This is a genomic window from Fictibacillus sp. KU28468 (assembly GCF_026153615.1).
Lineage (GTDB): Bacteria > Bacillota > Bacilli > Bacillales > Fictibacillaceae > Fictibacillus_C > Fictibacillus_C marinisediminis.
In genome coordinates this window covers 2,574,898-2,597,844 of sequence record NZ_CP110666.1, presented here as the reverse complement: position 1 = coordinate 2,597,844, position 22,947 = coordinate 2,574,898, and the positions used below count along the sequence as shown (strand labels likewise).

The window sequence follows — 22,947 nt, the reverse complement described above, 5'->3', positions numbered from 1 at the left end:
AACTGATGTTAAAAGGAAAAACAGCTCTTGTTACAGGCGCATCCAGGGGAATCGGAAGAGCCATCGCGTTGGAACTGGCAAAAAACGGCGCTAAAGTGGCCGTAAACTATGCAGGCAGTGAAGCGAAGGCGCAGGAAGTCGTAGATGAGATAAGATCAATGGGCCAGGACGCTATCGCTGTACAAGCAAATGTGGCAGATAGTGAATCGGTATCAGCTATGGTTAAAACAGTTATTGAAGAGTTTGGTGCTCTGGACATTCTAGTGAATAACGCAGGTATCACGAGAGACAACCTGATCATGAGAATGAAAGAGGACGAGTGGGACGCTGTCCTTGACACCAACTTAAAAGGTGTATTCCTCTGCACAAAAGCCGTAACCCGCCAGATGATGAAGCAGAGAAAGGGGAGAATCATTAATATCTCCTCCATTGTCGGTGTATCCGGAAATCCTGGCCAGGCCAATTATGTTGCAGCCAAAGCAGGTGTTATCGGATTGACAAAATCGACGGCTAAAGAATTAGCCAGCAGAAATATTACGGTGAACGCAGTGGCTCCAGGATTCATTGATACGGATATGACACACGTTCTTGAAGAAAATGTAAAAGGTGAGATGCTGAAGGCAATACCGCTTGCCCGTTTTGGGAGCACGGAAGACATCTCCTCCCTCGTCACGTTCCTAGCAAGCGACTGCAGTTCCTATATTACTGGACAGACGATCCACGTCGACGGCGGAATGGTGATGTAAGAATAGCGAAAACTGGGAAGCCTAAGGAGAGCTTCTCAGTTTTTATGGAATCCAGCTTCAGTGGCCAGAGACTCGAATGCTTCAGTCTCCCCCTCCAACACAAAGACCGTGTTGCTGTATGAGACTTCCGCCATTTTTCGTCTCTAAACAGGCCACTTCAGCATTTCTGAGGATCCAGCTTCAACGCCTAGAGACTCGAGTCACTTCACTCTCTCACCCCAACACAAAGACCGTGTTGAAGTTCTAGAGTTCCAGTGCTTTTCGTCTCTGATCGAGGCGTTTCAGCATTTCTATCTTTTCTATCTTTTTTTTTCTTATGAAATGGTATATATTATTGAAAGGAGGTGAATACACATGGCAGACGTATTAGAAAGAGTTTCAAAGATTATCGTAGATCGTCTTGGTGTAGACGCTGCTGAGGTTAAAACCGAAGCTTCTTTTAAAGAAGATCTAGGTGCTGATTCCTTGGATGTTGTTGAATTGGTTATGGAACTTGAGGACGAGTTTGATTTGGAAATTTCCGACGAGGATGCTGAAAAAATTACAACGGTTGGTGACGTTGTTAATTACATAAACAGCAACAACAACTAATTTTATGCTGAACAAAGTCCCGTAACAGATGGTGCGGGACTTTAAACCTGTTGGCAGAAGAATAATGCCGATACCCTCTAAGTGTTTGCAGGAGGCAATGATGAAAGGTTCAAAGAAACAGACATCAAATTTAAAGAAACATTCGAGACAGAGATTTAAGCATCAGGCAAGAAAACAGATGGATGAAAAGGTACGCAAACAAAAGGTAGCTCCCTTACAGGAACGAATTAATCTCTTCTTTGACAATGAAAAATTACTGGTTCAGGCATTTACCCATTCATCATATGTGAATGAGCATCGGGGACGTCCTTACGAAGACAACGAACGGCTTGAATTTTTAGGGGATGCAGTTCTTGAATTGACCATTTCTCAATTTCTTTACTCAAAGTTTTCGACTATGAGCGAAGGAGAGTTAACAAAATTAAGAGCAGCCATTGTCTGTGAGCCATCTCTCGTTATTTTGGCCAACGAGCTTCATTTTGGGGATTATGTTTTGCTGGGCAAAGGCGAAGAAAACACCGGCGGACGCACACGGCCGGCATTGCTCGCAGATGTGTTTGAAGCCTTTATCGGTGCACTGTACCTTGATAAAGGAATCGAAGCTGTTAAAGGATTTCTGGAAGTGAATGTTTTTCCCCGAATTAATGAAGGTGCTTTTTCTCATGTGATGGATTTTAAGAGCCAGCTTCAGGAATATGTTCAGCGAGAAGGTCTTGGAACGATTGATTATAAAATTATTCAGGAAAAAGGGCCGGCGCATAACCGGGAATTCGTATCTGAGGTAAAGTTAAATGAAGATACGTCCGGAGTCGGATTTGGACGTTCTAAAAAAGAAGCAGAGCAGCATGCTGCACAGGAAGCGCTCGAGAAGATAATGAAACAATAAAAAAAACACCCTGCGAAAAGGGTGTTTTTCTTATGATTATGTATGAACGCTTACTTCTTTTTTAGGGAACCGAGCTCGGAGACGATGCCTTCCATATCTCGTACACTGAATCCAGGCATTTTCATTACCATATCATAAAGTTCTTTTATGTCATCATATTGGTCAACGGTGTAATCATCACCCTGGATCAGACCTGAGTTTACGAGCTGGAGCTTTTTTTTCAAGCCTTCTATCATAAACTCTATGTTCTCCTGGCTGGGAGTGGATAAGTTCATAGTAGCACCCTTTCTATCCTCAATATTACATAATTGTAGCATAAAAGAATCTATTTGTAAGTTGATCTATGGTAAAATAAATTAGTTAAGAATACATAAGGGGGATTAAGATGTTCCTCAAACGGTTAGATGTAGTAGGTTTTAAGTCTTTTGCGGATCGAATCAATATTGAATTTGTGCCTGGTGTGACTGCGGTCGTAGGGCCGAATGGCAGCGGTAAAAGCAACATTTCGGATGCCGTCCGCTGGGTGCTTGGTGAGCAATCGGCCAAGTCGCTCCGCGGTTCAAAGATGGAAGATATCATCTTCGCTGGAAGCGATAACCGCAAGCCGCTGAACGTGGCTGAAGTAACGCTAACGCTTGATAATGAAGATCAGCATATACCGCTTGAATATAATGAAATCAGTGTCACCCGCAGAGTGTACCGTTCGGGCGACAGTGAATATTTGTTGAATAAACAGCAGTGCCGCCTGAAAGACATCGTGGATCTGTTCATGGATTCCGGTCTTGGCCGTGAAGCGTATTCGATTATCGGCCAAGGGAAGATCGAAGAGATCTTGAGCAGTAAGGCGGAAGACAGAAGAAAGATCTTTGAAGAGGCAGCCGGGGTCCTGAAATACAAAACCCGTAAACAAAAAGCAGAGCAAAAATTGCAGGAAACTCAGGAAAACCTGAACCGGGTGGAAGATATACTTTATGAACTAGAAGGACAAGTTGAGCCTTTAAAAATACAGGCCTCCATCGCCAAGGATTTTCTTGAGAAAAAAGAAGAACTTCAGCAGATCGAAGTGGCTTTGACGGTTTTTGAAATTGAAGAATTGCATGAAAAATGGGAAAAACAATCTACACTCGTAGAAGAACTCAAAAATAAAGATTTCGCACTATCATCGAAAGTGAAAAATGAAGAAGCATCACTCGAACGAGCCAGAGCCGACATACAGGCATTGGACGAATCCATAGACGAACTGCAGCAGTCGCTTCTCGTCGCGAGCGAAGAGCTTGAAAAGCTTGAAGGGAAACGCGAAGTCTTAAAAGAACGAAAGAAAAACTATCATCAGAATAAAGAGTCTCTCAAACAGCAGATTCAGACACTTAAGAAAAAAAGCGAGGAGCTCCAGGCTGCTTCTACAGAAGGGACCAAGATTTTTGGCGAACAGAAGAAGGAACTGCGTTCACTCCGCAGCCAGCTGAAGGAAGAGGAGAACCGTCTTTCAATCATTGAGCTCGATCTTGAAGCAGAGCTGGAACGTTTAAAAAGTGACTACTTCGAGAACTTGAACAGCCAGGCTTCCATTAAGAATGAAATTCGTTATTTATCGGATCAGCAGAACCAGCAGCAGTTCAAGTCGAGCAGGCTGGATCAAGAACACGAGAAATATGTAGCTGAACGTGAAAGAGTCACCTCAGATAAAAAAGAATTGCTCGAGAAGGCTAAGGAAGCTGAGGAGAATATTCAGTCTCACTTAAAGCAGTATGCCGGATTAAAACAACAGCTTGAACACAAAGAAAAAGAGAACGAAGAAATGCAAAGCAAGCTGTATCAAGCCTATCAGTTCATTCAGCAGTTCAAATCAAAAAAAGAATGGCTTGAATCCATGCAGGATGAGTACCAGGGATTTATGCAGGGTGTAAAAGAAGTCCTTAAAGCCAAAGGAACCGTACTGCAGGGCATTGAAGGTGCGGTCGCTGAACTCATCAGCGTACCGGCTGATATCGAGACAGCCATCGAAACGGCTCTCGGCGGATCCATGCAGCACGTTGTTACCCAAAGTGAAAAGGATGCCGTTGCCGCTATCGCTTTTTTAAAGAAAAAAAGATTCGGGAGAGCTACGTTCCTCCCTCTATCTGTCATTAAGGGGCGTTTTATCTCACCGTCTGAAATCAGTTTGGTCGCTTCGCACTCTGCATATGTCGGAGTGGCTTCTCAGCTCGTAACTGGAGACAGCAAATACAAGACGATCATCGCCAACCTGCTTGGCAACATCGTGATCACTAAAACTATCGAGGGAGCGAACGAGATCGCCAAAACCCTCCGTTACAGGTATCGGATTGTTACCCTTGAAGGAGATGTAGTCAGTGCCGGCGGCTCCATGACGGGAGGAAGCGTCAAACAAAAGAATTCCTCGCTCCTTGGAAGACAGCGGGAACTGGACACGGTCACTGGAAAACTGGAGAAAATGGAACAGCAGACAGCTGTCATCGAAGAGCAGGTAAAGGACTCAAAAACAGCGATTACAGAGCTGAGATCTCAGCTCGAATCCTTCCGTGAAGAAGGAGAGAACAGCAGGCTAAAGGAGCAGTCTGTAAAAAGCAGACTGCGCGAAATTGAGATCGAAGAGAAAAACCTGAATGACCGCCTCTCTCTGTATGACCGGGAGAAGAATAGCTATCATTCGGAACAAAGCACGATCGCTGAAAGGATTAAAGAACTTCAGATTTCATTAGAGAGAAATGTGAAAGACGCGAAATCGCTCGAGGATCAGATCGAACAGCTGGATGCCCGTAAGAAAGACCAGCAAACCTCGAAAGAAGAGATTCAGCAGTCAGCAACCGCTTTAAAAATCAAGATTGCAGAAAAAGACCAGCAAACGGCGAACCAGGAAGAGAAACTGGAGAGGATCCAGATGGAACTCCGAGAAGTGAACCATCAGCTTAAAGAGACTGAGCAGGACTTTTGGATGCTGGAAGAAGAGATGAACAGCAATTCATCAGGTGAAGAAATACTTGATGGACACATCGCCAAAAAAAGGCAAGACAAGAATTCTGTACTTCAGCTCATCTCTCAGCGCAGACAGGAAAGACTCACGGTGTACCAGCAAGTGGAGGGCCGGGACCGTGAACTGAAAGAATCAAAACGCATTCTTAAACAGCTGAACGATGCCCTCCGTACAGAAGAGGTGAGCATCAACAGGCTCGATGTTGAGCTCGACAACCGCCTCACCCATCTTCGGAAAGAATACGAGCTTTCCTTTGAAGGTGCGAAGGAACAATTCCTGCTGACCATGGAGGCAGCTGAAGCGAGGAAGAAAGTCAAATTAATCAAACTCGCGATAGAAGAACTCGGCATGGTGAACCTTGGTGCCATCGAAGAGTATGAACGGGTATCGCAGCGTTTTGATTTTCTGACAGAACAAAGAGCGGATCTTGTAGAAGCAAAACAGACACTGCATGGAGTTATCGATGAGATGGACGAAGAAATGAAGAAGAGGTTCGAGGAGACGTTCACAAATATCCGCTCACATTTCGGCCAGATTTTCAAAGAGCTTTTTGGCGGAGGAAGGGCAGATTTATCTTTAACCAATCCGGAAAACCTGCTGACGACCGGCGTGGATATCCTTGCTCAGCCTCCAGGTAAAAAGCTGCAGCATCTTGCCCTATTGTCCGGCGGAGAGCGGGCGCTGACCGCTATTGCCCTGCTGTTTGCCATTTTGAAAGTCCGTCCTGTTCCTTTCTGCATCCTTGATGAGGTGGAAGCCGCACTGGATGATGCCAATGTCAGCCGCTATGCGAGCTATTTGCGAACGTTCAGCAATGAAACTCAGTTTATCGTCGTCACCCACCGTAAAGGAACGATGGAGGAAGCGGACGTGCTGTACGGCGTTACGATGCAGGAATCCGGGGTTTCCAAACTTGTTTCCGTCAAGCTGGAGGAATCAAGGGATCTCGTCGGGGCAAAGTAATGTATCATGTATGAATTTGAAGGAGGAACCTATGAGCTTCTTAAAACGACTAAAAGACAAATTCACTTCTCAAACAGACTCTGTATCTGAAAAATTCAAAAGCGGACTGGAAAAGACCCGAACTTCATTTTCGACAAAAGTCAATGACCTCGTTAAGCGGTACAGAAAAGTTGATGAAGAATTTTTCGAGGAACTGGAAGAAATTTTGATCAGTGCCGATGTAGGTGTCCATACGGTTATGGATCTAATCGACAAATTAAAGGACATCGCGCGTACGAGAAACATCCAGGAAACAGAAGAACTGAAATTCGCAATCTCAGAAACACTCGCTGGAATGCTCCATAAAGGAGAACAGGACGGCTCACTGAACCTTCAAACAGAAGGCATGACGGTCATCCTTTTTGTCGGTGTAAACGGCGTAGGGAAAACGACGACGATCGGAAAACTTGCTCATCAGCTGAAACAACAAGGGAAAACCGTGATGCTTGCTGCCGGGGACACATTCCGCGCTGGAGCGATCGAGCAGCTTGAAGTCTGGGGGCAGCGTGCAGGCGTGGATGTTATCAAACATCAGGAAGGTTCCGATCCTGCAGCCGTTATTTTTGACAGCGTTAAAGCTGCCAAATCCAGAAACGTGGATGTTCTGCTGTGCGATACTGCAGGAAGGCTGCAGAACAAAGTTAATTTAATGAATGAGCTTGAAAAAGTGAAACGCGTTATCGAACGGGAAGTGCCGGGAGCACCGCATGAGGTATTGCTTGTCGTTGATGCGACGACTGGACAGAATGCGATGAGCCAGGCGAAGATATTCAGCCAGTCGACAAATGTTTCAGGTCTTGTACTTACTAAGCTCGATGGTACAGCCAAGGGCGGAATCGTTCTCGGCATCCGGAACGAACTTGATATTCCTGTGAAATTTGTCGGCCTAGGTGAAAAAATCGACGACCTGCAGGCATTTGATCCTGATCAGTTTGTCTACGGACTCTTTTCTGGATTGGAGGAAGAAAAAGCGGAGTAATCCGCTTTTCTTTTTTTGTATGAGGTTGGCTGAATGGAAGTGTTTCGGACAACTTCTCAGTATTTGCGGAGAGTGCTTATCGTCCCTGAACAGGTATCTCAGCTTTTCTTGATCTAGCTTCGACACCCAGGGACTGTATCACTTCGGTCTTTGTCAGCAAACAAAGTGCGTTTTATGCCAAAGACCTCCAGTGTCTATCGTCCCTGAACAGGTATCTCAGCTTTTCTAATCTATCAAGAAAAAATCTTGACATTGTTTCTTCGACAGTGTACTATAATTTAACGTAAAGGCTTTTCACTTAACAAGGGGTGTTGGGATGCTGGATAAGACGATGAGAATTAATTATCTTTATGACTTTTATCAGTCCTTGCTGACACCGAAGCAAAAGAATTACATGGCTTTTTATTATCTGGATGACTTTTCCCTTGGAGAAATCGCTGAACAATATAATGTAAGCCGCCAGGCCGTTTATGATAATATAAAACGGACCGAGGCGATGCTTGAAGAATACGAGGAAAAACTCGGTTTATTTGCGAAATTTCAGGAACGCGATCAGTTACTTTCCAGATTAAAAGAACTGCTCGGAAATTCGTCTGATAAAGTTCTTGAGATCATTGATCGCCTTGAAAACATGGAATAGGAGGCGACAATACTATGGCATTTGAAGGATTAGCCGACCGGCTTCAAAACACCTTGCAGAAAATCCGGGGCAAGGGTAAGGTAACAGAAGCTGATGTTAAAGAAATGATGCGTGAAGTCAGGCTTGCACTATTGGAAGCCGATGTTAACTTCCGGGTAGTAAAAGATTTTATCAAGCGAGTGACAGAACGTTCCATAGGTCAGGAAGTGCTGAAGAGTCTTACTCCAGGCCAGCAGGTTGTTAAAGTCGTTCACGAAGAGCTCACTGCTCTATTGGGCGGAGAACAAAGCAAGATCGCTGTCAACAACCGGCCGCCAACCGTCATTATGATGGTCGGGCTGCAAGGGGCAGGGAAAACGACGACAACCGGGAAGCTTGCGAATCATCTTCGCAAGAAGCATAACCGCAATCCTCTTCTGGTGGCTGCCGATATCTATCGTCCTGCAGCGATTCAGCAAATCGAAACACTTGGCAAACAGCTGAGTCTTCCTGTTTTCTCAATGGGGGACAAAGTGAGCCCGGTTGAGATCACGAAACAGGCACTGGCTAAGGCAAAGGAAGAGCATCATGATTATGTTCTCATCGATACGGCAGGACGCCTTCATATTGATGAAGAACTGATGGATGAGCTTCAAAAGGTCAAAGAACTGGCAAATCCCAATGAAATTTTCCTTGTGGTTGATGCCATGACCGGGCAAGACGCCGTTAATGTTGCCGAGAGCTTTAATGAGCAGCTTGGATTAACGGGTGTCGTACTGACCAAGCTTGATGGAGATACTCGCGGCGGTGCTGCACTTTCCATTAAAGCAGTGACAGATCTCCCGATTAAGTTTGTCGGTATGGGAGAAAAGATGGATGCGCTAGAACCGTTCCATCCAGACAGAATGTCCTCCAGGATTCTTGGAATGGGTGATGTGCTGACGCTTATTGAAAAAGCACAGACTAACGTTGACGAAGAGAAGGCAAAAGAACTGCAAAAGAAGATGCGGGACATGTCTTTTACTTTCGATGATTTCCTTGATCAGATGGGGCAGGTCAGAAATCTCGGCCCTCTTGATGAACTGCTTAGCATGATGCCGGGCGCGAACAAGATGAAGGGCTTGAAAAATGTCTCCATAGATGAGAAACAGATAGGCCATGTCGAGGCTATCATTCGATCGATGACCAAACTCGAAAGAGAACAGCCGGAGATCATCAACGCTTCAAGAAGAAAAAGGATTGCGAAAGGGAGCGGACGGACCGTACAGGAAGTAAACCGCCTCATCAAGCAGTTCGACGATATGAAGAAGATGATGAAACAAATGTCCGGTATGATGAAGGGCAAGAAAAAAGGCGGAATGAAATTTCCGTTTATGTAAAATGGATGAATTTTCTGGTTTACAAAGCTGGGAATTTATTATATTATATTGATTTGTGTGAACAATTTTCGGAGGTGTATTTTTACAATGGCAGTAAAAATTCGTTTAAAACGCATGGGGCAAAAGAAAGCTCCATTTTATCGGGTAGTAGTAGCAGATTCTCGCGCACCGCGTGATGGTCGCTTTATCGAAGAGATTGGCACTTACAATCCAGTTGTTAATCCTGCAGAAGTTAAAATCAACGAAGAGCAGGCTCTTAAATGGATGCTTGACGGCGCAAAGCCTTCAGACACTGTACGTAACCTTTTCTCTAACGCAGGGATCATGGAAAAGTTTCATAACGCTAAACTACAAAAATAATGGGTGATGATATGATGACAGAGTTAATCGAGACGATTGTTAAGGCTCTTGTTGATCATCCAGAAGAAGTCAGCGTGAAAGAGGTAGCTGATGGCGAAAAGCTTGTTTATCAATTAACCGTGCACAGCTCAGATATGGGCAAGGTGATCGGCAAACAAGGCCGGGTGGCAAAAGCGATCCGTACTGTTGTCAATGCTGCTGGAACAAGCCAGAACAAACGTATTTCACTAGAAATCGTATAGCCGGATTTGAATTCGGCGGCAAAGTTACTTCTTTAAGCTTGAAAAGGGATGAGGGCAGCCTCAGCCCTTTTTTGCACTTTTAAATGATTTTTGATTATAGATTCTAATCATTCAGCCCACACTGTATTTAAGAAACGGGCACAAGGGTGGATACATATGTCGAAATGGTTAAACGTAGGAAAAATCGTTAATACACATGGTATACGAGGGGAAGTTCGGGTGATCTCCCGCACGGATTTTCCTGAAGAACGATATAAAATAGGAAACACACTTTATGTTGATTTCGAAGACGGGAGCAGCCTGATACCGGTTGTCATAGCCGCGCACAGGGTTCACAAACAGTTCGACCTTTTGCAGTTTGAAGAACATCCGAACATTAACGACGTTGAAAAGTATAAAGGTCATCTCCTGAAAACGCCTGCGGACGATTCCGTTGAACTTGATGAGGGGGAATTCTTCTATCATGATATCATCGGCTGCACGGTGATAACGGTAGAAGGCGAAGAACTCGGAAAGATAAAAGAAATTCTCTCTCCGGGAGCAAATGACGTATGGGTCGTGAAACGAAAAAACTTCGGGCCTGATATCCTGGTTCCTTACATTCCTTCAGTTGTAAAAAAGGTGGATATCGAAAACAAACAAATCACGATTCATCTGATGGATGGTCTGATTTAACATGAAGATTGATGTCTTATCGCTGTTTCCTGAGATGTTTACCGGTGTATTCGGTTCATCTATCCTCAAAAAGTCACAGGAAAAGGGTCTCGTCCAGTTTCATGTGACCGATTTTAGAGAGTATACAGAAAATAAACACCGGCGTGTTGATGATTACCCCTATGGCGGCGGAGCAGGCATGGTCCTGACACCCCAGCCTCTGTTTGACGCTGTAGAAGCCTTGAAGCGGGAGAAAGATACTCAGCAGCCGAGGGTCATCCTTCTCTGTCCGCAGGGGGAGCGCTACAGCCAGCGAAAAGCGGAGGAGCTTTCGAAAGAATCGCACTTGATTTTTGTCTGCGGACACTATGAAGGATATGATGAACGCATCCGGGAAAATTTAGTAACAGATGAGATCTCGATCGGCGATTTTGTTCTCACTGGCGGTGAACTCGGCGCGATGGTCGTTATCGATAGTGTGACGAGGCTTCTACCTGGTGCTCTCGGCAATGAAGAGTCACCGTTAAAGGACTCGTTCAGCAGCGGAATGCTCGAGCATCCCCAATATACGAGACCCGCAGATTTCAGGGGGATGAAGGTGCCAGAGGTCCTATTGTCAGGGAATCATAAAAACATTGAAGAATGGCGTGCTAAAGAGTCGTTAAGACGCACGTGGAGAAGAAGGCCTGATCTTTTAGAAGGAATGGACTTAACCCCTCAAGAGAAAAAATGGCTTGAAGAGGTTAAAAAAGAGGACTAAATTTTATGGAACTACTTGCCTCTGTCTCTCTCCTATGGTAAGATAAATCTCGTGGCTTAGGCCAGTATTAAGGTGTTCCGCTGCTGAAGAAAACGAGGCAAGAACATCTGTCGGAAGGAGGCAATAACTATGCAACAGATTATTGCAGAGCTTGCTAAAGAGCAACTAAAATCGGATCTACCTAAGTTCCGTTCTGGTGATACTGTTCGTGTTCACGTTAAAGTTGTCGAGGGAACTCGCGAACGTATCCAGCTTTTCGAAGGCGTTGTAATCAAAAAGCGCGGAACTGGAATAAGCGAAACATTCACTGTTCGTAAGATTTCTTACGGTGTTGGTGTAGAGCGTGTATTCCCTTTACATTCACCTAAAATCGCGAACCTTGAAGTCGTTCGACGCGGTAAAGTTCGTCGTGCTAAGCTTTACTACTTGCGTGCACTTCGCGGTAAAGCAGCGCGTATTAAAGAGATTCGCTAATTACACACAAAAGGAGCTTGACTCATCTCAAGCTCCTTTTTACATATTTAAAAGAATGCGAAAAAAATTAAGTTGAATGTGAGGATGAAGTATGGCAAGTCAGAAAAAAGAATCTTGGGAATGGTTAAAAGCATTGGCAGTGGCCTTGATTCTCGCCGGAGCAATTCGTTACTTTTTATTCGCTCCGATCGTGGTGGATGGCGAGTCCATGATGCCTACCTTGCACAACAGGGATCGGCTTGTTGTTAATAAAATGGATAAACCGGAACGATTTGATATCGTCGTGTTCAAGGCAACAGAAACGAAGGATTACATTAAACGGGTCATCGGCCTTCCGGGCGACAAGATTGAATACAAAAACGATACTCTGTATGTAAACGGCAAACCTCTAAAGGAAAAATATTTGGATCCGTATAAGAAACAGACGAAAGATGGAAACTTAACCTATGATTTCACTCTGTATGAAGTGACAGGAAAACAGACTGTTCCCAAGGGGAAAGTTTTTGTGCTGGGAGATAACAGAAGGCACAGCAGTGACAGCCGGAATATCGGCACTGTAGACATGGATGATATTATCGGCAAAGCCAGCGTGAAATTCTGGCCGATTAATGATATAGGTGTAGTAAAGTAGGTGAAGGAATGACCATCCAATGGTTTCCTGGCCATATGGCAAAAGCCAGGCGAGAAATTACAGAAAAACTTAAACTGATCGATGTTGTTTTTGAATTGGTAGATGCGAGAGTGCCCCTTGCCTCCCGCAATCCGATGGTTGACGAGATTACAGCCGGAAAGCCGCGGCTGCTGTTATTAAACAAGGCGGATATGGCGGATCCGGAGGTTACAAAACTTTGGTCGGACTATTTCGAGCAGAAAGGCCTCCCTGTTCTTGTGATTAATTCTAAAACGGGCCAGGGCATTAATCGTATTGAGACAAAAGCAAAAGAACTGGTCAAGGAAAAATTCGATAAGATGAGAGCCAAAGGCATTGTTAAGCCAAGAGCTGTCCGAGCGTTGATCCTTGGAATTCCCAATGTTGGAAAATCCACGCTCATCAACCGGATGGCAGGAAAAAACATTGCGGTCACCGGTGATAAACCGGGTGTCACCAAAAAACAGCAATGGATTAAAGTGGGTTCAGCACTGGAATTACTCGATACACCGGGTATTCTTTGGCCGAAATTTGAGGATCCATCCATTGGGCTGAAGCTGGCTGTAACAGGAGCCATCAAAGAAACACTTCTTGATTTTTCGGAGATTGTTCTGTTTGCGCTTAAGTATTTTAAGGATCACTATCCTGCTCGGCTGCAGGAACGATACAATCTTGAGTCGATTCCAGAAGACCCGATCGTCCTTTTTGATGAGATTGGAAAAAAACGCGGTTGTTTGATGAGCGGCGGCTATATCGATTATGAGAAGACAGCAGAAATAGTGCTGCGCGACATACGTTCTGAAAAACTGGGCAGATTGTCGTATGAAAGACCAAAAGATTTTATCCAGTAGGCACGCACAAGCGTGCCTATTTTCTTTATAATAAACCTGAACTGCTAAATGATTAATTCATGATGGCCGATATACATAGAAAGCGAAGGTTGACGATGAAACTTACGATCAAGGAAATTGAAGAAAGAATCCATGCGCTTAAAGAAGAAAAAAATGAGCTTGATGCTTTTATAGATGAACTTCAGAGTGATGAACGTTCCGGAGTTAAGAAAATCATTTTGGGACATGAAAAAGCACTGGAATCTGCCCGGCTGCTCAAGGATCGCTATGAACAGATGATGGTGTTTGAGAAGGAGTGGACCAGTAAAGGAAAGCATGTAATCGCAGGGGTTGATGAAGTGGGAAGAGGCCCTCTTGCAGGCCCTGTGATTGCAGCTGCAGCCATTTTAAAACCAGGCACATACATACCAGGATTGAATGATTCAAAAATGCTCAGTGAATCGCGGCGTGAAGAATTATTTGGAGAAATCATGAAAAACGCGGTTTCGATCGGCATCGGTCTGGTGACCGCACAGGAAATTGATGAAATTAATATCTATCAAGCTTCCAAGAAAGCGATGGTAAAAGCAGTCGGAGCTATGAAGGAGCAGCCTGATCATCTGCTGATTGATGCGATGGAACTTCCCCTTGCTGTTACCCAGTCCAAAATCATCAAAGGGGACGCAAAAAGTGTTTCTATTGCGGCCGCATCCATCATTGCAAAGGTGACTAGAGACCGGTATATGAAGAAGCTGCACAGGAACCACCCTCAATATCATTTTAATAAAAACATGGGCTATGGCACGAAGGAGCACCTTGAAGCATTGGAAAGATTCGGTCCAGTTGAGGAACACCGACGATCCTTTTCTCCTGTACTGCAAGGTTCACTGCTTTAAGCTTAAGGAGGAGCAGTTTATGAGAGTAGAAAACGGGGAGCTCCTTTCCCTGCTTGGAACCTTCAAGAACAGATCCGCATTGGTGCAAGGACAGCTGACGGCAGCAAAGGTATTGCAAATATTGCCAGGAAATGTGGCGAAATTGTCTCTGCAGGGAGAGGTTAGGACAGCTTTGCTGGAAACCGCCCTTCAAGCAGGAGAAAGCTATTGGTTTGAAGTCAGTCAAACCGAACCCCTGGCGTTAAAGAAACTGGGAGCCATAAAAGGCGGTAAAATGAATTCTGCAGAATTTGTGGCAGCACAGCTCGGATTTCCTAAAGATCCTGCAGCAAGAATGGCCGCTCAGTTTTTGCTGACTTCCAAACTGCCTGCTACAAAAGAACAGCTGGCAACAGTTGCGGATTTGTTTCGAATTTCACAGAACAATGAACCGAAAACAGCAGAAATTCTTCACCAGATGACGAACCGGGATATTCCATTGACAGAAGGTACGTTCAGGGCCATGGAAGCTTATGAAAAAACAGGCCCGCTGCGGACAGAGCTGTTGAGGCTCCTGAATATGATCGATAATCACCAACCTGCCGGACTGTTAAACGAGCTGAAGCAAGCGTTAAACGGTGTATTAAAAGGTTCTGTGGCTGTATCACTGGAAGAGCCGGCAGCAGCGATTCTTGATGCCTTAGTAAGCGAAAAACAGCCAAAAACAGCCGGGCAGCTAGAATATTTACTAAAAAAAGCCGGGTGGCTGGATCCTGCCAGGACATTGGAGGAAATCAAAGCCGGCAGCACGTCAAAAGGAAACGGAACAGCAGCCAACGATGATATGGAGAAATTTTTCTCAAAGCAGGGTGTAAGCCGGGAACAAGCGATGACCCAGCTTTTGAAGCTTCTGCCTGAACTTCCTGAAGAAGATCGTGCTTTCGTTCAATCCTTACTTTTATCCGACCACAGCAAAGACAGGCTGCCGGCAGCCATTAAGAAGCAGGTTGACCATCTTGGCCTGTTTCATGAAGCAAGGTTGCAATCCTTACAGTCTCAGGAAGAAGCAGTGAACAAAAGTGTAAAGTCACTCCTTCTTCAAGTACTTGAGAGTAACGAGAAGATGACAGCAGCGTTCAGAACACAGGCTGAAAAGGTACTGCATAAGATAACCGGGCTTCAGCTGAACATGCTCCAAAGCCAGGAGAACGTTCAACAAGTCCTGCTTCAGCTTCCGATGATGTTAGGCATACAGGCGGCTGACCTTACCGTGAGATGGGAAGGAAAAAAAACAGAAACTGGTGAAATCGACAGTGATTTTTGCCGAATTCTCTTTATTTTACAGCTTGAAAATATGAAAGAAACAACAGTAGGAGTAACGATTCAGAACCGCATCCTCTCCCTGCAGATCTGGAACGGCCAGGAGAAAGCCAACAAGATACCTCAGGACCGTATCGAGATGCTTCGGGAGTCTCTCAAACAAATCGATTACCACTTATCAGGGGTTATGATAATGGGCGGAGGCAAGGAGCGGCCAGCACTGGCTAAAAGCGCTCCTGAGCCTATGAAGGGAGTTGATCTGCGAATATGAATAAAGAGAAAACACTATCTCGTGCCGCTGCCCTTTCCTATCATGAGAATATGGCGGCGCCCAAGCTGACAGCAAAAGGAACGGGAAAAACAGCAGAAAAAATTTTATCGGTGGCACAGGAAAACAATATTCCCATCCAGAAGGATCCCTCCCTTGTGGCACTTCTTTCACAGCTGGAGATCAATGAAAAAATCCCACAAGAACTCTATGAAGTGGTCGCAGAAGTATTTGCGTTCATCTACCAAGTGGATCAGGGACAGCATTGACAGGAGACGATATTTTTAGTGTGATTGGGCATCCTATATTAAAAAAGGAGGCGTCCATCATGCCAAGAAGAAAACTGCTTGTTCCTGGTGTCGACTCGATGCTCAATCAGTACAGGGAAGAGATCGGCGAAGAATTCGGGATCTACCGTCCGGCTGCAGAACGGGATTTTACGGAAAAAAAGCCAGACAGAAAAAAAGAAAAATCGAACGGCAGGAAAGAAACAAAAAGCAGGGATGAATAACCTGCTTTTTGTTTTTCATTTAGAAGCAGTATGAGGCGATATATCTCCTATTTTATTACATATTGTGTAGTTTTTAATATGTAAAAATGTCGAAATTAGGTGAATGCGTTTGCAATAATTCTGTAGAATGGTAGACAGTTCGGCTTCTATTATATAAAATGGTATCGGTAGTTTAGTTTTGAACATGATAGGAGGATGGAGAATGAATATCCACGAGTATCAAGGTAAAGAGGTACTAAGAAAGTACGGTGTGGCTGTTCCTAACGGTAAAGTAGCGTATTCCGTAGAAGAAGCAGTTGAAGCTGCAAAAGAATTAGGAAGCGCTGTTACTGTTGTTAAAGCTCAAATCCACGCTGGCGGACGAGGAAAGGCCGGCGGTGTTAAAGTGGCTAAAAACCTTGATGAAGTTCGTACATATGCGGATGAAATTTTGGGGAAAGTGCTTGTCACTCATCAAACAGGCCCTGAAGGCAAAGAAGTTAAACGCTTGCTTATCGAAGAAGGCTGCGACATCAAGAAAGAATATTACATCGGCCTCGTGCTTGACCGCGCAACATCAAGCGTTGTCATGATGGGATCTGAAGAAGGCGGTACTGAAATTGAAGAGGTGGCTGAAAAGACGCCTGAGAAAATCTTCAAAGAAGTCATCGACCCAGCGATCGGGCTTCAAGCATTCCAAGCTCGCCGCTTAGCATTCAACATCAACATCCCGAAAGAGCTTGTGAACAAAGCGGCAAAGTTCATGATGGGACTTTATAAAGCTTTCGTTGAAAAAGACTGCTCTATCGCAGAAATCAACCCGCTTGTTGTAACAGGTGACGGCAACGTAATGGCACTTGATGCGAAGTTAAACTTTGATTCAAATGCGCTTTACCGCCAAAAGGACATTCTTGAGTACCGCGATCTTGAAGAAGAAGATGCAAAAGAGATCGAAGCTTCCAAATATGACTTGAGCTACATCTCCCTTGATGGAAACATCGGATGTATGGTTAATGGCGCTGGTCTTGCTATGGCAACGATGGACATCATCAAACACTACAGCGGAGACCCTGCCAACTTCCTTGATGTAGGCGGCGGTGCAACTGCTGAAAAAGTAACAGAAGCATTTAAAATTATCCTTTCTGATGAAAAAGTTAAAGGGATTTTCGTTAACATTTTCGGCGGAATAATGAAATGTGACGTTATCGCTAACGGAGTAGTTGAAGCTACAAAACAAGTAGGGTTAAACCTGCCGCTGGTTGTCCGTTTAGAAGGTACGAACGTAGAGCTTGGCAAGAAAATCCTTAATGAATCTGGATTGAACATTACTTCTGCAGATTCCATGGCAGACGGTGCTGAGAAAATCGTTTCTTTAGTAAAATAAATTCCCCGAAATAAGGTAGAAGGGTGGAGAAAATAGATGAGTATTTTTATCAATAAAGACACAAAGGTCATCGTGCAAGGGATTACAGGATCTGTAGGCCTGTTCCACACACAGCAGATGCTTGAATATGGAACGAAAATTGTCGGCGGTGTTACACCGGGTAAAGGCGGTACGGAAGTAGAAGGCCTTCCTGTTTTCAATACAGTTGAAGAAGCGGTTAAAGCAACAGGTGCTACGGCTTCTGTCATTTATGTTCCGCCTGCATTTGCCGCTGATTCCATCGTGGAAGCAGTTGACGCAGAACTTGATCTTGCTATCTGTATTACAGAAGGTATTCCGGTTATGGACATGGTTAACGTAAAACGTTACATGGAAGGCAAGAAAACTCGTCTTGTCGGTCCTAACTGCCCGGGTGTTATCACGCCAGATGAGTGCAAGATCGGTATCATGCCTGGGTACATTCATACAAAAGGGCACGTTGGGGTTGTATCCCGTTCCGGAACATTGACTTATGAGGCGGTTCACCAGCTTACACAGCGCGGAATCGGCCAATCTACAGCAGTAGGAATCGGCGGAGACCCGGTAAATGGAACAGATTTCATTGATGTGCTAAAAGCATTTAATGAAGATGAAGATACTTATGCTGTCATCATGATCGGTGAAATCGGCGGAACAGCTGAAGAAGAAGCTGCTGAATGGGTAAAAGCCAACATGAAAAAACCTGTTGTCGGTTTCATCGGCGGACAAACAGCGCCTCCAGGAAAACGTATGGGCCATGCCGGTGCGATCATTTCCGGCGGTAAAGGTACTGCTGCCGAAAAAATCAAAACCATGCAGGAATGCGGAATTAAAGTCGCTGAAACTCCTTCAGTTATGGGAGAAACACTTGTTTCTGCACTTAAGGAAAAAGGGCTTCTTGACCGCTGCACAACTCATAAAGCGAATGTATAAGCATAAAGCTCCCGTTTTTGGGAGCTTTTTTTAAAAAAATTTTGGTTTTATTGGAGGAGACTATGGACAGAGAACGGTTAATTCTTCTTCATCATTGCCGCGGAGCAGGGTGGAAAGCCATCCAGTCATTCTTAGCATTTGACCCGGAGTTAAAAGCTGTTTTTCAATTGAGCAAGAAAGAGCTTATAGAACGGTTCCGTATGAGTCATCAGAACAGCAATGATTTTTTAGAAGATATCCGGAAGCTGTCTTACCGCTCCATCGAACAAACATACCGAAAGCATAATATAAAAATACATACATATTTTGATAGTCATTACCCCGTTCCTCTCCGCCATATTTTTGATTCGCCCTGGGTGTTGTACAGCAAAGGGAACACAGAGGCGCTGTCAGCTCCTCTCGCTATTAGTGTAGTAGGAACCAGGAATCCCACCGAGGGCGGATTAAAAAGCCTGAATAAAGTGCTTATGCCCCTGCTGGAAAAAGGCTGGGTAACGGTCAGCGGGCTTGCTGCAGGGATCGATACCCATGCCCATGAATTGACTTTAACGCAGTCAGGCAGTACGATTGCAGTACTCGGGTCAGGAATTGCCCGTATTTACCCCAAGGCCAACACAGCCTTGGCACACCGGATTACAAAAAAAGGCCTTCTCTTGTCTGAGTATCCGTATGATCTGCCGCCAAGAAAATGGCAGTTTCCGCAAAGGAACAGAATCATCAGCGGATTAACCCGTGGTACTCTCGTTGTGGAAGCGCGGGAAAGAAGCGGTTCTCTTATTACAGCAGATCAAGCAATGGAACAGGGAAGGGAAGTATTTGCTGTTCCAGGGTCCATATTGGATGAATGTGCATCAGGCACTAACCGCCTGATTCAGCAGGGAGCCAAGCTTGTAATGGAAGCTGAGGATATTTTAAGTGAATTAAGTTTGATATATTAGGTCAGAATGAAGTATTAGTCCCTGTTATTTCTCTTTATTCGATTGGCAATAATTGAAAACCGTTTGACAAATGATGAGAGTCTATTTAATAATAGGGAAGATTTGATTAAACCCTTAAAGGGGGATGCACTGAAAATGGAAGAGTATTTAGTAATCGTTGAATCTCCCGCCAAAGCAAAAACGATAAAGAAGTATTTGGGAAGCAAATATATCGTTAAGGCGTCGATGGGCCATGTTAGAGATCTGCCACGAAGCCAAATGGGAGTAGAAATTAGTGAGAATTATAATCCAAAATATATAACGATCAGGGGAAAAGGGCCTGTTTTAAAAGAGTTGAAGACAGCGGCCAAAAAAGTAAAAAAGATTTTTCTCGCATCTGACCCCGACAGAGAAGGCGAAGCGATCGCCTGGCACCTTGCCCACAGCCTGGATATTGATCTGGATTCCGAATGCCGGGTTGTTTTTAATGAGATTACAAAGAATGCTATTAAAGACTCGTTTAAACGACCGAGAAAGATAAACATGGATCTCGTTGATGCCCAGCAGGCTCGCCGTATACTCGACCGTCTCGTAGGCTATAAGATCAGCCCTTTATTATGGAAGAAAGTGAAAAAAGGCCTCAGTGCCGGAAGGGTACAGACCGTAGCTCTTCGTTTGATCGTGGAGAGAGAAAAAGAAATCAAGGCTTTTATTCCTGAAGAATACTGGAAGATTAAAGCCGCTTTCTCCTATGGCAAAGAAGAGTTTGAAGCCAATTTTTATGGTATCAACGGCAAGAAGAAAGAGTTATCGAATGAAGAGGAAGTCAAGGAAGTCTTAAGCAAGCTCAAAGGAAATACCTTTTCAATCGCTTCGGTTCAGAAGAAGGAGAGAAAACGTAATCCTGCACCGCCTTTCATTACTTCTTCATTGCAGCAGGAAGCAGCAAGAAAGCTGAACTTCAGAGCGAAGAAAACGATGATGCTTGCACAGCAGCTGTATGAAGGAATCGACCTCGGAAAAGAAGGCACGGTCGGTCTAATCACGTATATGAGAACGGATTCCACCCGGATCTCAGATCTTGCAAAAGAGGAAGCGAAAACTTTCATTACAGAAGAATATGGTCAGGAGTATGCAGACCAAGGTAATCGTGCAGAGAAAAAACAGGGCAAAAATGCACAGGATGCCCATGAAGCGATCAGACCATCTTCTGCTTCCAAACATCCTAAAGAATTAAAAGAGTATTTGAGCCGTGACCAGCTCCGGTTATACCGATTAATTTGGGAGCGTTTTATTGCGAGCCAGATGTCTTCAGCTGTTTTGGACACCATGACTGTTGATCTCGAGAATCAGGGAGTAATTTTCCGTGCCAATGGTTCAAAAGTGAAATTTCCTGGATTCATGAAGGTATATATTGAAGGAAACGATGACGGCAAGAAAGATGAAGACCGTTTACTGCCGAATCTTGAAGAAGGCAAGACGGCCGAAAAACAAGAAATCGAACCGACTCAGCACTTTACACAGCCGCCTCCAAGGTACAGTGAGGCCAGGCTCGTCAGAACAATGGAAGAACTCGGTATTGGACGCCCTTCAACGTATGCCCCGACATTGGATACGATCCAAAAGCGAGGCTACGTTATGCTCGATGACAAGAAGTTTCAGCCTACCGAGCTGGGAGAAGTCGTTCTTGAACTGACACTTGAATTCTTTTCAGAAGTGTTTAACGTAGAATTCACTGCTCAGATGGAAACGGATCTCGATGAAATCGAAGACGGCGACAAGCATTGGAACGAAGTTATTGATGAGTTTTATAAAAGCTTTGAAAAACAGCTGGTTGTCGCAGAAGAGGAAATGAAGGAAGTCGAGATCAAAGATGAACCTGCCGGTGAGAACTGTGAATTGTGCGGGCACGAAATGGTCTTTAAGATGGGGCGCTATGGCAAGTTTATGGCCTGTTCCAATTTTCCGGAATGCCGGAACACAAAACCAATTGTAAAAGACACGGGTGTTGAATGCCCTGAATGCCATGAAGGAACAATCGTCGAACGTAAGAGCAAAAAGCGGAGAATCTTTTATGGCTGCAGCAGGTATCCAGAGTGTGAATTTGTTTCATGGGATAAACCTGTCGGCCGAACATGCCCGAAATGCAGTAAAATTCTTGTTGAAAAGAAGACGAAAAAAGGAAAAGTTGTACAGTGTATCTCTTGTGATTACACTGAGGAGCAAGGTTAAAGGGGAGTTTTTCACAGAATGAACGATTTTGTAAATGTAATCGGCGCCGGGCTAGCGGGAAGTGAAGCAGCCTGGCAGATCGCCAAAAGAGGAATTAAAGTCCACTTATATGAGATGAGGCCAAAGAAACAGACGCCAGCTCACCATACAGATAAGTTTGCAGAGCTTGTCTGCAGCAACTCCCTTCGCTCCAATACATTGACCAATGCGGTTGGTGTGCTGAAAGAAGAGATGAGAAAGCTGGATTCGGTGATCATTGCTTCAGCGGATGATTGTTCGGTGCCGGCTGGAGGGGCCCTTGCCGTCGACCGCCACGAATTTGCTGCGATGGTTACAGATCGGGTTAAGAATCATCCGAACGTTACGGTTTTTGAAGAGGAAGTAACGTCAATTCCTGAAGGGCCGACTGTGATCGCTACAGGCCCGCTCACATCAAAGGAACTATCAGAGTCATTAAGAACACTGACATCCGAGGATTATTTGTATTTTTATGATGCGGCAGCACCGATCATCGATGTAGAGAGCATCGATATGGACAAAGTCTATTTAAAATCCCGCTATGATAAAGGTGAGGCTGCTTATTTAAACTGCCCGATGACAGAAGAGGAATTTGACCGTTTCTATGAAGCGTTGATCTCTGCTGAAACGGTGCCTTTAAAAGAGTTTGAAAAGGAGATTTTCTTCGAAGGCTGCATGCCGATCGAAGTCATGGGCTCCAGGGGCAAGAAAACGATGCTGTTCGGCCCGCTTAAGCCAGTAGGGCTTGAGGATCCAAAAACCGGCAAACAGCCATATGCAGTCGTTCAGCTAAGACAGGATAATAGCGCAGGAACTCTCTATAATATAGTAGGTTTTCAAACGCATCTGAAATGGGGACCGCAGAAGGAAGTCATTCAGCTGATTCCCGGGCTTGAAAAAGCGGAGATCGTCCGCTATGGTGTGATGCACAGAAACACATTTATCAACTCCCCGAATCTTTTGGAGAAGACCTATCAGTTTAAAGACAGACAGGATCTTTTCTTCGCAGGCCAGATGACAGGTGTTGAAGGCTATGTGGAAAGCGCAGCATCGGGACTGATCGCCGGAATCAATGCGGCAAGGCTTATGGAAGAAAAAGAGCTTCTGGAGTTCCCACAGGAAACAGCAATCGGCAGCATGGCCCATTACATTACGACGGCTAATGCGAAGAACTTCCAGCCGATGAATGCGAACTTTGGGTTGCTTCCTGCTCTTGAAACCCGCATTAGAAACAAGAAAGAGCGTTATGAAGCATTGGCTGATCGAGCTCTGGAAACAATTCAGAATTTTATAACAAATTTGTGAACTTACTTGTCATTGCCCCTAATC

General features: G+C 44.7%; 24 protein-coding genes. 23 read left to right on the top strand and 1 reads right to left on the bottom strand.

The genetic code is table 11. From position 1 onward, the window contains the following. The first annotated feature begins 5 nt into the window (after positions 1–5). The 3 genes from fabG (at position 6) to rnc (ending at position 2,223) form a co-directional block, all read left to right on the top strand. Positions 6–746 carry a 3-oxoacyl-[acyl-carrier-protein] reductase gene (fabG, locus tag OKX00_RS13450; RefSeq protein WP_256225746.1) on the top strand — a complete coding sequence of 247 codons (741 nt, stop codon included), beginning with the start codon at positions 6–8 and terminating at the stop codon, positions 744–746. 354 nt (positions 747–1,100) lie between these two features. Then, positions 1,101–1,337 (top strand): acyl carrier protein, encoded by a 237-nt coding sequence (gene acpP, locus OKX00_RS13445; protein ID WP_053354523.1) that lies wholly within the window; start codon positions 1,101–1,103, stop codon positions 1,335–1,337. A 100-nt stretch (positions 1,338–1,437) separates the two neighbouring features. Beyond that, on the top strand, positions 1,438–2,223 hold the full coding sequence (gene rnc / locus OKX00_RS13440; protein ID WP_416054340.1) for a ribonuclease III: 786 nt from the start codon (positions 1,438–1,440) through the stop codon (positions 2,221–2,223). Positions 2,224–2,273: 50 nt separating this feature from the next. Here rnc and OKX00_RS13435 read toward each other — a convergent pair whose 3' ends face one another. Then, positions 2,274–2,498 (bottom strand): DUF1128 domain-containing protein, encoded by a 225-nt coding sequence (locus OKX00_RS13435; protein ID WP_053354522.1) that lies wholly within the window; start codon positions 2,496–2,498, stop codon positions 2,274–2,276. Positions 2,499–2,608: 110 nt separating this feature from the next. Between OKX00_RS13435 and smc the strand changes: the two genes are divergently transcribed. The 20 genes from smc (at position 2,609) to trmFO (ending at position 22,923) form a co-directional block, all read left to right on the top strand. After that, positions 2,609–6,178, top strand: coding sequence for a chromosome segregation protein SMC (gene smc, locus OKX00_RS13430; protein ID WP_265407687.1), 3,570 nt, complete (start codon positions 2,609–2,611; stop codon positions 6,176–6,178). 31 nt (positions 6,179–6,209) lie between these two features. Further along, positions 6,210–7,196, top strand: a complete 987-nt coding sequence (ftsY, locus tag OKX00_RS13425) for a signal recognition particle-docking protein FtsY (RefSeq protein WP_053354520.1) — start codon at positions 6,210–6,212, stop codon at positions 7,194–7,196. Positions 7,197–7,512: 316 nt separating this feature from the next. Then, on the top strand, positions 7,513–7,836 hold the full coding sequence (locus OKX00_RS13420; protein ID WP_062231712.1) for a putative DNA-binding protein: 324 nt from the start codon (positions 7,513–7,515) through the stop codon (positions 7,834–7,836). Positions 7,837–7,850: 14 nt separating this feature from the next. Continuing rightward, the gene (gene ffh / locus OKX00_RS13415) at positions 7,851–9,194 is read left to right on the top strand and encodes a signal recognition particle protein (RefSeq protein ID WP_053354518.1); all 1,344 of its coding nucleotides are present in this window, start codon (positions 7,851–7,853) and stop codon (positions 9,192–9,194) included. Between the two features lie 87 nt (positions 9,195–9,281). Next, positions 9,282–9,554, top strand: a complete 273-nt coding sequence (gene rpsP, locus OKX00_RS13410) for a 30S ribosomal protein S16 (protein WP_053354517.1) — start codon at positions 9,282–9,284, stop codon at positions 9,552–9,554. 14 nt (positions 9,555–9,568) lie between these two features. Continuing rightward, positions 9,569–9,796, top strand: coding sequence for a KH domain-containing protein (locus OKX00_RS13405; RefSeq protein WP_053358276.1), 228 nt, complete (start codon positions 9,569–9,571; stop codon positions 9,794–9,796). Between the two features lie 156 nt (positions 9,797–9,952). Then, positions 9,953–10,471 carry a ribosome maturation factor RimM gene (rimM, locus tag OKX00_RS13400; RefSeq protein ID WP_265407686.1) on the top strand — a complete coding sequence of 173 codons (519 nt, stop codon included), beginning with the start codon at positions 9,953–9,955 and terminating at the stop codon, positions 10,469–10,471. 1 nt (position 10,472) lies between these two features. Beyond that, positions 10,473–11,210: a tRNA (guanosine(37)-N1)-methyltransferase TrmD gene (gene trmD, locus OKX00_RS13395; RefSeq protein ID WP_265407685.1), complete on the top strand. Its 738-nt coding sequence runs from the start codon at positions 10,473–10,475 to the stop codon at positions 11,208–11,210. Between the two features lie 129 nt (positions 11,211–11,339). Beyond that, positions 11,340–11,684: a 50S ribosomal protein L19 gene (gene rplS, locus OKX00_RS13390; RefSeq protein WP_007202524.1), complete on the top strand. Its 345-nt coding sequence runs from the start codon at positions 11,340–11,342 to the stop codon at positions 11,682–11,684. Positions 11,685–11,775: 91 nt separating this feature from the next. Continuing rightward, complete coding sequence (gene lepB, locus OKX00_RS13385) at positions 11,776–12,315, top strand: signal peptidase I (RefSeq protein WP_265407684.1); 540 nt, start codon at positions 11,776–11,778, stop codon at positions 12,313–12,315. A gap of 8 nt (positions 12,316–12,323) precedes the next feature. Further along, positions 12,324–13,184 carry a ribosome biogenesis GTPase YlqF gene (gene ylqF, locus OKX00_RS13380; RefSeq protein WP_265407683.1) on the top strand — a complete coding sequence of 287 codons (861 nt, stop codon included), beginning with the start codon at positions 12,324–12,326 and terminating at the stop codon, positions 13,182–13,184. 95 nt (positions 13,185–13,279) lie between these two features. Continuing rightward, positions 13,280–14,059 (top strand): ribonuclease HII, encoded by a 780-nt coding sequence (locus OKX00_RS13375; protein ID WP_265407682.1) that lies wholly within the window; start codon positions 13,280–13,282, stop codon positions 14,057–14,059. 19 nt (positions 14,060–14,078) lie between these two features. Then, on the top strand, positions 14,079–15,629 hold the full coding sequence (locus tag OKX00_RS13370) for a hypothetical protein (RefSeq protein WP_265407681.1): 1,551 nt from the start codon (positions 14,079–14,081) through the stop codon (positions 15,627–15,629). Further along, complete coding sequence (locus tag OKX00_RS13365; RefSeq protein WP_265407680.1) at positions 15,626–15,895, top strand: EscU/YscU/HrcU family type III secretion system export apparatus switch protein; 270 nt, start codon at positions 15,626–15,628, stop codon at positions 15,893–15,895. Before OKX00_RS13370 ends, OKX00_RS13365 begins: the two co-directional genes overlap by 4 nt. 59 nt (positions 15,896–15,954) lie before the next feature. Then, positions 15,955–16,137: an alpha/beta-type small acid-soluble spore protein gene (locus OKX00_RS13360; protein WP_062231725.1), complete on the top strand. Its 183-nt coding sequence runs from the start codon at positions 15,955–15,957 to the stop codon at positions 16,135–16,137. A 202-nt stretch (positions 16,138–16,339) separates the two neighbouring features. Next, positions 16,340–17,500, top strand: a complete 1,161-nt coding sequence (gene sucC / locus OKX00_RS13355; protein WP_062231727.1) for an ADP-forming succinate--CoA ligase subunit beta — start codon at positions 16,340–16,342, stop codon at positions 17,498–17,500. A gap of 36 nt (positions 17,501–17,536) precedes the next feature. Next, positions 17,537–18,451: a succinate--CoA ligase subunit alpha gene (gene sucD, locus OKX00_RS13350; protein WP_091005419.1), complete on the top strand. Its 915-nt coding sequence runs from the start codon at positions 17,537–17,539 to the stop codon at positions 18,449–18,451. A gap of 62 nt (positions 18,452–18,513) precedes the next feature. Next, a complete protein-coding gene (dprA, locus tag OKX00_RS13345; RefSeq protein ID WP_265407679.1) occupies positions 18,514–19,389 on the top strand; it encodes a DNA-processing protein DprA in 876 nt (291 codons plus the stop codon). A 135-nt stretch (positions 19,390–19,524) separates the two neighbouring features. After that, positions 19,525–21,600: a type I DNA topoisomerase gene (topA, locus tag OKX00_RS13340; RefSeq protein ID WP_256225760.1), complete on the top strand. Its 2,076-nt coding sequence runs from the start codon at positions 19,525–19,527 to the stop codon at positions 21,598–21,600. A gap of 18 nt (positions 21,601–21,618) precedes the next feature. Continuing rightward, a complete protein-coding gene (gene trmFO / locus OKX00_RS13335; protein ID WP_062231733.1) occupies positions 21,619–22,923 on the top strand; it encodes an FADH(2)-oxidizing methylenetetrahydrofolate--tRNA-(uracil(54)-C(5))-methyltransferase TrmFO in 1,305 nt (434 codons plus the stop codon). Positions 22,924–22,947: the final 24 nt, after the last annotated feature.